The organism is Sulfitobacter guttiformis, assembly GCF_003610455.1.
In the GTDB taxonomy this organism is placed as follows: domain Bacteria; phylum Pseudomonadota; class Alphaproteobacteria; order Rhodobacterales; family Rhodobacteraceae; genus Sulfitobacter; species Sulfitobacter guttiformis.
The window spans coordinates 1088759-1102200 of record NZ_RAQK01000002.1 but is presented as its reverse complement, the minus strand read 5'-3'; the positions used below and the strand labels follow the sequence as shown (position 1 = coordinate 1102200).

The 13442-nt window shown below is 56.5% G+C and carries 12 protein-coding genes; 10 read left to right on the top strand and 2 right to left on the bottom strand.

The features are described from left to right. The first annotated feature begins 10 nt into the window (after positions 1-10). The 6 genes from betI to C8N30_RS17880 all read left to right on the top strand — a co-directional run bounded on the left by betI (position 11) and on the right by C8N30_RS17880 (position 7444). Complete coding sequence (betI, locus tag C8N30_RS17905; RefSeq protein ID WP_025061414.1) at positions 11-586, top strand: choline-binding transcriptional repressor BetI; 576 nt, start codon at positions 11-13, stop codon at positions 584-586. Then, positions 583-2091, top strand: a complete 1509-nt coding sequence (gene betC, locus C8N30_RS17900; protein ID WP_025061415.1) for a choline-sulfatase — start codon at positions 583-585, stop codon at positions 2089-2091. The genes betI and betC overlap by 4 nt, the downstream gene beginning before the upstream one ends. Before the next feature lie 77 nt (positions 2092-2168). Then, complete coding sequence (locus tag C8N30_RS17895) at positions 2169-3359, top strand: BCCT family transporter (RefSeq protein WP_025061416.1); 1191 nt, start codon at positions 2169-2171, stop codon at positions 3357-3359. Between the two features lie 74 nt (positions 3360-3433). Continuing rightward, positions 3434-4885, top strand: a complete 1452-nt coding sequence (betB, locus tag C8N30_RS17890) for a betaine-aldehyde dehydrogenase (RefSeq protein WP_025061417.1) — start codon at positions 3434-3436, stop codon at positions 4883-4885. A gap of 81 nt (positions 4886-4966) precedes the next feature. After that, positions 4967-6625, top strand: coding sequence for a choline dehydrogenase (gene betA, locus C8N30_RS17885; RefSeq protein WP_025061418.1), 1659 nt, complete (start codon positions 4967-4969; stop codon positions 6623-6625). 105 nt (positions 6626-6730) lie between these two features. Continuing rightward, positions 6731-7444: a thermonuclease family protein gene (locus C8N30_RS17880; protein WP_051567115.1), complete on the top strand. Its 714-nt coding sequence runs from the start codon at positions 6731-6733 to the stop codon at positions 7442-7444. On the opposite strand, the gene C8N30_RS17875 is transcribed toward C8N30_RS17880, so the two are convergent. Beyond that, entirely contained in the window at positions 7445-8839 is a 1395-nt protein-coding gene (locus C8N30_RS17875; protein WP_025061420.1) for a helix-turn-helix domain-containing protein, read from the bottom strand. A 54-nt stretch (positions 8840-8893) separates the two neighbouring features. After that, positions 8894-10138, bottom strand: a complete 1245-nt coding sequence (locus tag C8N30_RS17870) for a multidrug effflux MFS transporter (RefSeq protein WP_037967806.1) — start codon at positions 10136-10138, stop codon at positions 8894-8896. Positions 10139-10320: 182 nt separating this feature from the next. Between C8N30_RS17870 and C8N30_RS17865 the strand changes: the two genes are divergently transcribed. The 4 genes from C8N30_RS17865 (at position 10321) to C8N30_RS17855 (ending at position 13144) form a co-directional block, all read left to right on the top strand. Further along, the gene (locus tag C8N30_RS17865; protein WP_025061422.1) at positions 10321-11853 is read left to right on the top strand and encodes an acyl-CoA carboxylase subunit beta; all 1533 of its coding nucleotides are present in this window, start codon (positions 10321-10323) and stop codon (positions 11851-11853) included. Between the two features lie 108 nt (positions 11854-11961). Then, the gene (locus C8N30_RS17860; protein WP_025061423.1) at positions 11962-12339 is read left to right on the top strand and encodes a DUF6497 family protein; all 378 of its coding nucleotides are present in this window, start codon (positions 11962-11964) and stop codon (positions 12337-12339) included. Between the two features lie 211 nt (positions 12340-12550). Beyond that, positions 12551-12691 (top strand): hypothetical protein, encoded by a 141-nt coding sequence (locus tag C8N30_RS19455; RefSeq protein ID WP_170151188.1) that lies wholly within the window; start codon positions 12551-12553, stop codon positions 12689-12691. 87 nt (positions 12692-12778) lie between these two features. Beyond that, on the top strand, positions 12779-13144 hold the full coding sequence (locus C8N30_RS17855) for a hypothetical protein (protein ID WP_037967808.1): 366 nt from the start codon (positions 12779-12781) through the stop codon (positions 13142-13144). Positions 13145-13442: the final 298 nt, after the last annotated feature.

Sequence of the window (13442 nt, the reverse complement as noted above, 5' to 3'; positions counted from 1 at the left end):
CCCGATTCTGATGCCCAAGCTGGGAATGGAGCCATTGCGCCGTGCCTCGCTGGTACGGGCGACCATCGCCGAGATTGGTCGTGCAGGTTCTCTCGATGTGACTGTAGGTCAGATTGCGAAGACCGCAGGCATGTCCACAGCGCTGGCGCATCATTACTTTGGCGGCAAGAAGCAGATTTTCCTCGCGGCGATGCGTCATATTCTCAAGGAATATGGCGATGTCGTGCGCGCAAGTCTTGCAGGGGCTGCGAGCCCGTTTGAACGTGCAGAGGCGATCATCACAGCCAGTTTTGACGAGACCTGTTTTGCGCCGGACACCGTGAGCACGTGGATGACCCTTTATGCTGTGGCATCGACACAGCCGGAAATGACACGGCTTCTGGCACTCTATCAATCGCGGCTGCGTTCTAATCTCACCCATGCTCTGCGCCCTCTGACCGCTAAACCGGAAGCGGATGCGGATACGCTGGCTGCCTTGATCGACGGGTTATATTTGCGTGCTGCGTTGTCCGATGCTGGCTCCAGGGGACAAGCAAGACGTACTGCACTTCGCACTCTGGAAATGATCGTGAGACCTGAAAAATGACCCAGCCGAATATCTTGATTATCATGGTTGACCAGCTCAACGGTACGTTGTTTCCCGATGGACCTGCCGATTGGCTCCATGCACCAAACCTTAAAAAGCTGGCGGCTCGGTCCACGCGCTTTAAAAGCGCGTATACCGCCTCTCCCTTGTGCGCACCGGGGCGGGCGGCCTTCATGTCCGGACAGCTTCCATCGGCTACGGGTGTTTACGACAACGCGGCCGAGTTCGCCTCCTCGATCCCGACCTATGCGCACCATCTGCGCCGCGCAGGATACCAGACGTGCCTTGCGGGCAAGATGCATTTTGTCGGCCCCGACCAGCTTCACGGCTTCGAAGAGCGGTTGACGACCGACATCTACCCCGCCGATTTTGGTTGGACCCCCGATTACCGCAAACCGGGCGAGCGGATCGACTGGTGGTATCACAACATGGGCAGCGTAACAGGTGCAGGGGTGGCCGAAACGTCGAACCAGATGGAATACGACGATGCCGTTGCGTACGAGACTACGCGCAAGCTTTACGAGCTTTCGCGCGGGCTTGATCCTCGTCCTTGGTGCCTGACAGCCAGTTTCACCCATCCGCATGATCCCTATGTAGCGCGCCGCAAATACTGGGACCTTTACGAGGATTGCGAACACCTGCTGCCGGAAATTGCGGCAATGGATTATGATGCGCATGACACCCACTCCAAGCGGATATTCGACGCCAATAACTGGCGCGAATTCAACATCACCGAAGAAGATATAAAACGCTCCCGCCGCGCCTATTTTGCCAATATTAGCTATCTCGACGACAAGGTCGGCGAGATTTTGCAAACGCTTGAAGATACGCGACAGGAGGCAATCATTGTCTTTGTCTCGGATCATGGCGACATGCTGGGCGAGCGCGGGTTGTGGTTCAAGATGAGCTTCTTCGAAGGCTCCTCCCGCGTGCCGATGATGATAAGCGCGCCGCAGATGGAGGCAGGCCTGCAGACAACACCAGTTAGCAACATCGACGTGTGCCCGACTTTATGTGACCTCGCAGGAGTTAGCATGGAAGAAGTTGCTGAATGGACAACCGGTGTCAGCCTTGTGCCGATGGGGCAGGGGGTGGAGCGGACCGAGCCTGTCGCGATGGAGTATGCAGCGGAGGCGTCCTATGCCCCGCTTGTCTCCTTGCGGTACGGCAAATGGAAATACAACCGTTGCGCGCTTGACCCTGACCAGCTGTTCGATTTGGATGCTGATCCGCACGAGCTGACCAATCTGGCCGAAGTACCTGCGCATGCCGGAACGCTCGCGCAATTGCGCGCGAAGTCCGAGGCCAGATGGGATCTTGCCGCATTTGACGCTGATGTGCGCAAATCACAGGCACGGCGATGGGTCGTCTATGAGGCGCTGCGCTCGGGCGGGTATTATCCGTGGGATTACCAACCCCTACGCTTGGCCTCAGAGGCCTATATGCGCAACCATATGGACCTCAATGTGCTCGAAGATAACAAACGCTTCCCGCGCGGGGAGTGAGACATACCAGCGGCCCCGGTGGGTGCAGGTCCGCAGGTCAAATAAAGCACCCGAAACAACCGATAGGGACGAAATCAATGCTAACCTCAATCATTTCATTCGGAGTGATCATGGCCTTCGTGCTGGTGATCTTCTGCACCGTCAAATGGTGGAATCTGACGCTGACCGGCACCCAGCCTGCGCCGCTTTACGTTTTTATCGCCATTTTGTTTACTTCGGGCCTTGATGTCGGACTGATCATGTTTCCGCTGGCCTTTGACTATCCGCTTTATGCTGATGTCGCGACCGAGCCTGCCTATGGCTTTACCAATCCGCTGGCTCTTGAATTCGGTTTTTGGGGATTCCTTATCTGGGCTTTTTACTTCCTTACAACCTTCTATTTCTGCGCGATCGAGCCGCGGGTGAAGTTCTTTGAAATCCCTGCTGTTAAGATCCTCAACAACATCGTGATCATCACCACCTGTGCCTTCACTGGCGCGTTGTTCCTGATTTACATGCCTTATTACATAGCAGAAGTAGGCGACGGCGAGACAATCCTCCCGGTTTTTTATCTGATCTGTTTTCTGGTCATCCTCGTCGCTGCGTTCAGCTCCACAGATATCAAATTTGTCAAAGTTCTGTCGGTAAGCTCAACGGTGCTATTCTTCTGCCTGATCGCCTATATGTTTGTGAATGCAGGCATGAGCGCGGGTGATCTGGCCAGCACGGGCAGCAATATCGGCGGCTACTTTGCAAACATTCACAAATTTGTCGTGCCCCTGACGGAATACCATGAGTTCTATCTGTTCTGGTGGTTTGCATGGTCCATCATGATCGGTCAATTTGTCAGCCGCTTCGTAGGCGGGCTCAAGACCTATCAACTTCTGGCGGCCTTGCTGGTCTTCCCGTCAATCCCCTTGGCACTGTGGTTTACGGTTCTCTATTATTACCACCTAAACGGCATTGGCACAGAGGGCATCCCGAACTGGGCCATGACAATCGTGGGCATCGTGTTTGTGATCAACAGCTTTGACAGTTTGATCCGCCTTTACACCGACAACCTGAACCTCACGACCGAGCGGTTCGGCACGGTGTCTTATGTGTTTGCAAACGCCATCGGCCTGTTCGCGCTTACGCTGCTGTTTAAAAGTCAGTGGTTGCAGATCCAGTGGGTCGGCACGGTGGTGATCGGCATCTATCTGGCGGCACTTGCCTATATGTTCTTTGTCAAACGCGGGAATATGAAGCAACTCGACGGGCAGGCGGCACCGCTGAACACTTCCCTGTAAAACCATCCCCCTAAAACCAATAGTGGCCCCGCAGCAAATTCGCGCGGGGCTACATCCGAGCAAGAGAGAGATTTATGCAGACCCAACCCACCGCCAGCCATTTCATCAACGGCAAATATGTCGAGGATACCTCCGGTACAAAGATCGACGTAATCTACCCTGCGACGGGCGCAGTGATTGCAACTGTCTATGCGGCGACACCTTCGATCATCGATCAGGCAATCGCCGCCGCAAAAGCAGCACAGGGCGCCTGGGCCGCGATGAGCGGGACCGAGAGAGGACGCATCCTGCGCCGTGCCGCCGACATCATGCGTGAGCGCAACCACGACCTGAGCGTGCTGGAAACATATGACACCGGCAAACCTTATCAGGAGACATCTGTGGCCGATGCCACCTCGGGCGCGGACGCGCTGGAGTACTTTGGCGGCATGGCCGCGACCCTGACAGGCGAGCATATCCAGTTAGGCGAAAACTGGGTCTATACCCGCCGCGAGGCGCTGGGCGTTTGTGTTGGTATCGGCGCGTGGAACTACCCCACTCAAATCGCCTGCTGGAAAGGCGCACCGGCGCTGGCTTGTGGGAATTCGGTGATTTTCAAACCCTCCGAGACGACGCCGCTTTGCGCGCTCAAGGTAGCCGAGATTTTGCACGAGGCGGGACTGCCTGCAGGCCTGTACAATGTGGTGCAAGGGCTGGGCGAAGTGGGCGCTGCGTTGGTCACCGATCCGCGTGTCGACAAAGTTTCGCTCACAGGGTCGGTGCCGACTGGGCGTAAGGTTTACGCTGCTGCGGCGGCAGGCATGAAGCACGTCACCATGGAACTGGGTGGCAAATCCCCCATGATCGTATTCGAGGATGCGGACATCGAGAACGCTGTCTCGGGTGCAATTATGGCGAACTTCTACAGCTCGGGCCAAGTATGCTCAAACGGTACGCGGGTATTCGTGCACAAAGACATAAAAGAAGCATTCCTGAAGCGTCTGGCGGAGCGGTTGGACAATGCCGTAATCGGTGATCCTATGGACCCCGCCACCAGCTTTGGCCCGATGGTTTCAAAACGCCAGCTTGATATTGCGCTGGATTACATTGCCAAGGGACGCGCCGAGGGTGCGCGATTGGTGTATGGCGGTGAGGCAATCGAGGGGGACGGTTTCTATATGCAGCCGTGTGTTTTTGCCGATGTGACGGATGACATGGTCATCGCCCGCGAGGAGATTTTCGGCCCCGTAATGGCGGTGCTCGATTTCGAGGACGAGGCGGACGTTCTGGCCCGCGCAAATGACACCGAATTTGGTCTGGCAGCCGGTGTGTTTACCCGCGATCTATCCCGCGCGCACCGCGTTGTGGCAGCACTTGAGGCAGGTACCTGCTTCATCAACAGCTACAATGATGCACCTGTCGAGGCACCCTTCGGCGGGGTCAAAGCCTCTGGCGTGGGGCGCGAGAATTCGAAGGCCGCGATCGAGCATTACAGTCAGGTCAAATCGGTCTTCGTCCGCATGGGCGATATGGAAGCACCGTTCTAATACCGCAGTCCCCTTGCCTGGCCCGCATAACGCACGCGGGTTGGGCATGATTGCAAGAATAACAAGGTTTGAAAGAGTAACATGGAAGCTGATTATGTAATCGTAGGCGCAGGCAGCGCTGGATGTGCTATGGCCTACCGATTGGGCGAGGCTGGCAAATCGGTGCTGGTGATTGAGCACGGTGGTACAGATGCAGGGCCATTCATCCAGATGCCTGCGGCCCTCAGCTATCCTATGAACATGGCCCGCTACGACTGGGGCTATATGTCCGAGCCGGAGCCGCATCTGGAGGACCGCAAACTGGTCTGCCCGCGCGGCAAGGTGATCGGCGGGTCGTCCTCGATCAACGGGATGGTGTATGTGCGCGGCCATGCGATGGATTTTGACCATTGGCGCGATAGTGGCGCAGAGGGCTGGAGCTATGCCGATGTGCTTCCCTATTTCCGGCGGATGGAGACATGGCATGATGGCGGCCATGGCGGGGATACTTATTGGCGCGGCAAGGATGGACCGCTGCATGTGAGCCGTGGGCCGCGGGCAAACCCGCTGTTTCAGGCTTTTGTCGAGGCGGGCAAGCAGGCGGGTTACGAGGCTACCGACGATTATAACGGGCGCCAGCAAGAGGGTTTTGGCCCGATGGAGCAGACCGTGCACAATGGCAGGCGCTGGTCAGCGGCCAACGCATATCTGCGTCCCGCACTCAAACGCGAAAATGTCGAGATCACCCGCGCCTTTGCCCAGCGTGTTGTTATCGAGAACGGGCGCGCCGTGGGCGTGGCGGTCAAGCGCGGCAACAAGACGGAAGTGATCCATGCCCGCTGCGAGGTTATTCTGGCGGCCTCCTCGATCAATTCTCCCAAGCTGTTGATGCTGTCTGGCATCGGCCCTGCCGCGCACCTCAACGAACACGGTATTGAGGTGATTGCGGACCGGCCCGGTGTCGGTGGCAACCTTCAGGACCACCTTGAGGTCTATATGCAAATGGCGGCGAGCCAGCCCGTCACGCTGTACCGCTACTGGAACCTTGTGTGGAAAGGGATCATCGGCGCGCAATGGCTGTTTTCCAAACGTGGCATGGGAGCATCGAACCAGTTTGAGAGCGCGGCCTTCATCCGCTCGCGTGCAGGTGTGGCTTATCCCGACATTCAGTACCATTTCCTGCCCATCGCAGTGCGCTATGACGGAAAGGCCGCTGCCGAGGGGCATGGGTTTCAGGCGCATGTGGGGCCGATGCGATCCAAATCGCGGGGCCGTGTCTCACTGCGCTCTGATGATCCTGCCGACAATCCTAAGATTTTGTTTAACTATATGTCCCATCCCGAGGATTGGGAGGAGTGGCGCCGGTGTATCCGCCTTACTCGCGAAATTTTTGCGCAGGATGCTTTCAAACCCTTTGTAAAACACGAAATCCAGCCCGGTGCGGATGTCCAGACGGATGACGAGATCGACGCCTTCGTTCGCGAACATGCCGAGAGCGCCTATCATCCCTGCGGCACGTGCAAGATGGGCAGTAAAGACGATGTGGATGCAGTTGTGGATGCGCAGGGCCGTGTGATCGGCGTAGAGGGACTGCGGGTTGCCGACAGTTCGATCTTCCCGCGCATCACCAATGGGAACTTGAATGCGCCCTCGATCATGGTGGGTGAAAAAATGGCGGATCATGTTCTGGGTAAGGACCCATTGGCGGCTTCCAACGACGAACCATGGGTACATCCCGATTGGGAGACCAAGCAGCGGTGAAGGTTAACGCTTAACCATATTTTTGCTTGTACGTTAACTTTTTGTTAACCTTTTCCTCATGTCTCTCTATCAAAGGGGCATGAACATTTTTCATACGCAGCCTTGATGGTTGTTCTCTTAAAATCCTTTTCGCGCAGATTGCGCATTTTGTTTGGTGTGGGCGTATGCCTGCTTGGTCTTGCTGGTAGCATTTTACTGGCGAACGAGAGTGATGGCGTGATCACTGGCAGCATCCGTGTGATCGACGGCGATACCTTCGAGGTCTCAGGCGTCAAAATTCGCCTCCATGGCATTGACGCACCCGAAAACGATCAAATGTGCGAGATGCAGCAGGGCACAGAATGGGCCTGCGGTGGCTGGATTACCAAAGTGGTAACCGACCGTTTCAGCGGCCAGACTGCCCGCTGTTTGCGCATTGAGATGGATCGCTACGGGCGCACTGTTGCGCGCTGCGAGGTACAGGGAACTGATGTGGGCGCGTGGCTGGTAAGCGAGGGGATGGCCTTTGCCTATGTTAGATACAGCGCGGATTACGTCGGCATCGAGCGAGAAGCGGCAGCAGTGGATCGCGGCCTTCATGCGGTGCGGATGCTATCGCCTGCGCAACACCGCAAAAACGGCAAGCAGCGGTCACAGCCGCAGCAGGCTAGCGGCGAATGTGTCATAAAGGGCAATATCAGCGCCAAAGGTGACCGGATTTATCACATGCCGGGTCAGGAATTTTACGGACGTACCCGCATAAACGTGGCCAAGGGCGAGCGTTGGTTTTGCTCCGAGGCTGCGGCGCGCGCAGCGGGCTGGCGCAAGGCCAGACGCTGATCAATCCACGCGGTAAGGCAATACATCGCGGCGGTCGGGGTCGACCACGAGGTTACGCTCGAGTGGTGGAACAGAGCGTTGGTGGCAGTTTTTGCGGTCGCAGATCCTGCATGAAATCCCGATAGGCTCGAATGCGCTGTCGCGGGTAAGATCGAGGCCATCTGCATAAACCAGTTGCGAGGCGTGCCGTACCTCGCATCCCAGTGCCAGCGCAAAGCGCCGTGTCGGCGCGCCAAAGCGCCCCGCAGATTTCGAGATGTCGCGCGCAATTGAGATATAGCGTACGCCGTCGGGTGTTTCCGCCAACTGGCGCAAGAACTGACCGGGGGTTTCGAAAGCGCGGTGAACGTTCCACAGTGGGCAGGCTCCGCCAAAGCGCGCAAATTGAAGCCGCGTGGCGGAGTGGCGTTTTGTGATTGTCCCTGCCTGATCGACGCGTACAAAAAAGAACGGCACGCCCTTTGCGCCGGGCCGCTGCATGGTGGAAAGCCTGTGCGCAATCTGCTCGATTGACGCGCCGAAATGCTGGGCCAGCACTTCGAGATCATGGCGACACGCCTGTGCACGGGCTTGAAACGCGCCATAGGGCAACAGGGCCGCACCCGCGAAATAATTTGCCAGACCGATTTTGGCGATGTCACGCGCGGCGGGAGAATGAAAGCGCGCCAGATCAAGAGTGGCCTCCAGCAGGGTGTTGTGTTGAACAAGGGCCACTTGCAACAACAACTGGAAGGTCTGTGTTTCGGGCTGGGCGCGCGCGGAAATGTGCACCTCGCCACGCCCGCGGTCGAGCAGACGCAGGGCATCCATGTCGGTGAGCACAACAGTCAGGCCCGCAGTGTGCAATGCCGCCACGGCTGCACCCCTGATATCTAGCCCCGCGCGGGAGGCAAAACGTTCTGCCGCGTGATCTACAGCATCAATGTAATTGTCGCAGTAATGGAAGAAGTCGCGCACTTCCTCCCATGGGCTTGGGGTAGGGCGGGCGTCTTCGCGCCCCAGCGCCTCATCAAGCGATGCGAGCCGCTCGTGCGCCTGGCGGTAACTTTGATGCAATGCAATAAACGCCCGTGCCAGACCCGGCGCATTTGATGCAGCAAGGCGAACATCGGCCAAAGCCGGAATATCACTAGCGAAAAGCGGATCTGCCAGCACTTCTTGCATGTCACTCGTGAGGCGTTCTGTATCGCCTGACCCAAGTTCCGTTACATCCATCCCGAATTCGGAGGCAAGCGCCAACACCACCGTGGTGGACACAGGCCTGTTATTATTCTCCATCTGGTTGAGATACGGCAGCGAGACGCCAAGGCGTGCTGCAAAATCTTTTTGGGTGAGCCCGATCTTGAGGCGCTGCTCGCGCAGCTTTGCACCGGCATAAAGTTTTTGAGTGGCCATGAAACCCCCTTTGCAAAGCTTGGTCAGCTATTCCCTAACTTTGCAAATCGGTCCTCACAAGGGCTTGTGGAGCTTTCGCGCCATCTGTCGCTCGCGGTGGACGACCAGGGCAATAGACGCAAGGCCGAGCACGGCAGTGACCAGCATCATCCACAGCAAAGGGAAGGCACCGCTTTCGGGGGTAAGCAGGACACCGACCCATGCGCTCAGAAATGCGCCGCCACCGATCATGATCGCACCGCCCAAACCCGATGCCGTCCCCGCCAAATGGGGTCGCACAGACAGCATACCTGCCGTGGCATTCGGCAAGGTCAAACCGTTACCCAGACCGACCAGCGTCATCATCCCAAAAAAGCTGACCGGACTGCCGTAGCCCGCTTCAAAGATCAGCAACGAGACTGTTCCGCCAAACGCATTCGCTCCGCAGCCCCAAAGAACCATCTGATTGACACCAAAGCGCGTGGCATAACGACCAGTGATGAAGTTGCCGACAAAATAACCCACCGCAGGCGCCCCAAAGAAAAATCCGAGTGTGGCGGGCGACATTCCAAACACTTCTTGACCGACAAAGGGCGCGCCTCCCAGATAGGCAAAGAACGCACCGGAACTAAAACCCGCGGCCATGGCATAGCCCCAAAACCGGGGACTACGCAGCAACTCGGGGTATTCACGAAACTGCGCCGTGAGTGATTTGGTCGAAGCCTGTGCCGTCTCTCCCATGTCCGCCCATGCCAGCAGCATCGTGGCGGCCCCCAGAGCAAAAAGCGCCCAGAAAACCGCTTGCCAGCCGAACCATTCGTCCAGCACACCCCCAATTGCGGGGCTGATCATCGGCACAACGGCCATGCCCATGGTGACATAGCCGATCATGGAGGCTGCCTGATCTTGTGAATACATATCACGAACTGCCGCACGACTAAGCACCATCGAGGTCGCGATGGCGGCCTGCGCCATTCTGAAGGTCAAAAACATCTCGATGCTGGTGGCGAAGATACAGCCCAGTGTGGCCAATAGAAAGATACCAAGGCCCCACAAGATAACAGGCCTGCGCCCGAATTTATCCGAAATTGGACCGACGAAAATCTGCAGCACCGCTGAAAAGCCCAGATAAATTGCGACCGAGAGTTGCATTACCGCATAATCGGTTTCGAAATGAGCGGCCATCGCAGGCAAACTTGGCAGGAACATGTTCATGACGCAGGCCGACATGCCGGCAAGCAAAATGAGCGTAAGAATGTGGGGCGGGGACGTCCGTTGGCCGAGTTGGACCGGCTTGAGATCTTGTCGAATGTTTTGCATGTAAAATATCTAGATCGCTGTTTGCGCGTTGTCGAGTGGGTCTGACGGATATCGGGATATTAGCTTATTTGCAATTTGCAGCGATATCAGTGAATAGATTTTGCAAATTTGCTAAATTGACCTTTGTCTCTGGCAATCCCTTCGATACATTGCGGAACATAATCCGGTAGGGAGACCCGTCCATGAAAGATATTTTGCAACAGCTCGACGATCGCCGCGCGGATGCGCAATTGGGCGGTGGTCAGAACCGCATCGACGCACAGCACGCACGCGGCAAGCTGACTGCCCGCGAGCGGGTGCATCTTTTGCTCGATGAGGGCTCCTTTGAGGAGTTTGACATGTTTGTCACCCATCGCTGTACCGATTTCGGGATGGAGCAGCAAAAGCCTGCCGGTGATGGTGTGGTCACAGGGTGGGGCACGATCAACGGCCGCCTCGTCTACGTCTTTGCGCAGGATTTCACGGTTCTGGGTGGTTCCGTTTCTGCCACCCACGCCAAGAAGATTTGTAAGATCATGGATATGGCGATCCAGAATGGAGCGCCGATTATCGGCATCAACGATTCGGGTGGCGCGCGGATCCAGGAAGGTGTCGATAGCCTTGCGGGATATGGCGATATTTTCCAACGCAACATCGAAGCCTCGGGCGTGGTTCCGCAGATCAGTGTGATTATGGGGCCCTGTGCCGGCGGGGCGGTTTATTCGCCTGCCATGACCGACTTTATCTTTATGGTCAAAGACAGCTCTTACATGTTTGTGACTGGTCCTGACGTGGTCAAGACGGTCACCAACGAGCAGGTCACGGCAGAAGAGTTGGGGGGCGCATCAACTCATACCAAAAAATCATCCGTGGCCGACGCAGCCTTCGAGAACGACGTTGAGGCCTTGGCCGAAGTCCGCCGTCTGGTCGATTTTCTGCCGTCCAATAACCGCGAGAAAGCGCCTGTTCGTCCGTTTTTCGATACGCCAGACAGGATCGAGCCTTCGCTCGACACGCTGGTGCCTGCAAACGCGAACACGCCCTATGACATGAAAGAGCTGATTATCAAGCTTGCGGATGAGGGTGACTTCTACGAAATTCAGGAAGAGTTTGCCCGCAACATAATCACCGGCTTTATCCGCATCGAGGGTCGGTCCGTTGGCGTGGTGGCAAACCAGCCGATGGTCCTTGCCGGTGTTCTGGATATCGAATCCGCCCGCAAGGCTGCACGTTTTGTCCGGTTTTGTGACGCGTTCGAAATTCCGATTCTCACATTGGTCGACGTTCCGGGCTTTTTGCCGGGTGTTAGTCAGGAGTACGGTGGCGTGATCAAACACGGAGCCAAATTGCTTTACGCCTATGGTGAGGCAACAGTGCCGATGGTCACAGTTATCACGCGCAAAGCCTACGGTGGAGCTTATGTGGTGATGGCATCCAAGCATCTGAAGGCGGACTTCAATTATGCATGGCCCACCTCCGAAATTGCGGTGATGGGTGCCAAGGGCGCTACCGAGATCATTCATCGCGCCGACCTCAAGGATGCAGATAAGACCGCCCTGCATGTGGCCGATTACGAGGATCGTTTTGCCAACCCGTTTGTTGCAGCCGAGCGCGGTTTCATCGACGAGGTCATCCAGCCGCGTATGACCCGCAAGCGGATCGCGCGTGCCTTCGCCTCACTGCGCAATAAGAAATCGTCGTTGCCGTGGAAAAAGCACGACAACATTCCACTTTAGGGTGTCGGGAGTGATTGCCGCAAAAACCGGATCTGCCGGAGCGAACTGTGCCTGCGATTTGCGCGGCACGACATCGGTCCGCAGCATATCTACGTGGAATGGTGCTCTATGAAAGCGCTTGTCGCCTTGCTGCTTTCTGCCGGTCCTCTGGCCGCGCAGGATGTGCCTTCCGGCCAGCAGCTCACGTTGCATGAGGTGCTGGTCGATCAGCAGGATCAGGTCCATTATTTGCGGTTTCGCTATATTGCACCGCAGATCGCGGCGGGGGCAGGGCAGGTAGGTTTTGACACCTCAGGCGATGATATGCTGCACCTGTGCGAGACGTTCGTGCTGCCATATATGGTCGAATACGAGCTTTCAGCTGATAAAGTCGTGATTACTTTCATGGACAGGATCACCGAATTTGGCGTGCCGGACCGTGATGCCGTACAGTATTTCGAAGCATTTAAGACCGAAAATGGGATCTGTATGTGGGATGAGTTTTGATGCATACACAACATCTTGCGGATCGCCTCTCGGGTGGTCCCGTAGTTGCGACTTTGGAGTCACATAAGTTGTCCACAGATTTATCCACATATCCATATCTAACACTTGCAGGTATGCTTGACTCGAGGCGCATCAATATGCGATCTCGCAGCAATGCGGGGGCCATAGCAGGTTATGGTCTGTCCCGTACAACACGTGTCAGGAGATACAGATGTCGAAGAACATCAAACTTTTCGCAATGCTCGGCCTTTTGGTTGTCGCCGCTGCTTGTGCAAAAAAGCAGCAGGTCGAAGAATTTGTCGTGGTTGAGCCAATCAGCCAAGAGCCCGTCTACACAGGCAAGTACAAATAATTCCCAAAATCTTTCTAAAAATCTGTCAGGACGGAAAGTTTTCCCCGTCCTGACAGCTTCCCTGTCCCTCACCGCGGAGGGCGCAGCATGGCACTAGCCTATATGCTCAAACACCGCGGTTTCCCTGGCCGTTTGCCGGGCACAGACTTTCAATTCACAGTCCGCCGCGCAAATCCAAAGGGCGCTACCGAGCTTACCGTGCGTGAGCGCAGGTCAGACCGGCGTGCGCCTGATCGCCGCGCTGACGAGGGCTTTTTCAAAGCGCTGTGGGAAGCTTTTGGCGATGAGCCGTTCGAGCGTGGCAATCTGGATGCGGGGCGCCTGTCGTGGCTGTTCGGGCGTGAGGTTATTCCCGCGACCGATCCGTTTGATCCCGCCGATTACGAAGCGATGCTGAAAATCGACCTGCGTGTGGCCCGCCAAACCTTCCCCAAGATTGTGGACGAAGAGTAAGCATGATCTTGCGCAACCCCTTCATATCTGGGCGAAAACTGGCCGATATCGCCGTGTGCGACACTTCTGCCTATGCAGATGGGAAATTTGGCCGCAGAGTCGCCAAGAAGACGCGCCATGGCATCCGCCCTGAGTGTTTCTCGACCAAAGACCAAACCCCTTCCTTTGACGGGCAGCAGGTAAGTCCCTCCGCCACGCTGCCCGTCCTTTTTCCGCCCGCTCTTTTTGATGGGATGCAAACGGGGGGGCCGGAACTTATCGGGCAGCACCGCGTTAGCGTAGCAGACATCAGTAAAAA

What these genes read in the sequence shown, in the direction of transcription:
- betI (WP_025061414.1), top strand. Translation starts at nt 11, where the DNA reads ATGCCCAAGCTGGGAATGGAGCCATTGCGCCGTGCCTCGCTGGTACGG.
- betC (WP_025061415.1), top strand. Translation starts at nt 583, where the DNA reads ATGACCCAGCCGAATATCTTGATTATCATGGTTGACCAGCTCAACGGT.
- C8N30_RS17895 (WP_025061416.1), top strand. Translation starts at nt 2,169, where the DNA reads ATGCTAACCTCAATCATTTCATTCGGAGTGATCATGGCCTTCGTGCTG.
- betB (WP_025061417.1), top strand. Translation starts at nt 3,434, where the DNA reads ATGCAGACCCAACCCACCGCCAGCCATTTCATCAACGGCAAATATGTC.
- betA (WP_025061418.1), top strand. Translation starts at nt 4,967, where the DNA reads ATGGAAGCTGATTATGTAATCGTAGGCGCAGGCAGCGCTGGATGTGCT.
- C8N30_RS17880 (WP_051567115.1), top strand. Translation starts at nt 6,731, where the DNA reads ATGGTTGTTCTCTTAAAATCCTTTTCGCGCAGATTGCGCATTTTGTTT.
- C8N30_RS17875 (WP_025061420.1), bottom strand. Translation starts at nt 8,839, where the DNA reads ATGGCCACTCAAAAACTTTATGCCGGTGCAAAGCTGCGCGAGCAGCGC.
- C8N30_RS17870 (WP_037967806.1), bottom strand. Translation starts at nt 10,138, where the DNA reads ATGCAAAACATTCGACAAGATCTCAAGCCGGTCCAACTCGGCCAACGG.
- C8N30_RS17865 (WP_025061422.1), top strand. Translation starts at nt 10,321, where the DNA reads ATGAAAGATATTTTGCAACAGCTCGACGATCGCCGCGCGGATGCGCAA.
- C8N30_RS17860 (WP_025061423.1), top strand. Translation starts at nt 11,962, where the DNA reads ATGAAAGCGCTTGTCGCCTTGCTGCTTTCTGCCGGTCCTCTGGCCGCG.
- C8N30_RS19455 (WP_170151188.1), top strand. Translation starts at nt 12,551, where the DNA reads ATGTCGAAGAACATCAAACTTTTCGCAATGCTCGGCCTTTTGGTTGTC.
- C8N30_RS17855 (WP_037967808.1), top strand. Translation starts at nt 12,779, where the DNA reads ATGGCACTAGCCTATATGCTCAAACACCGCGGTTTCCCTGGCCGTTTG.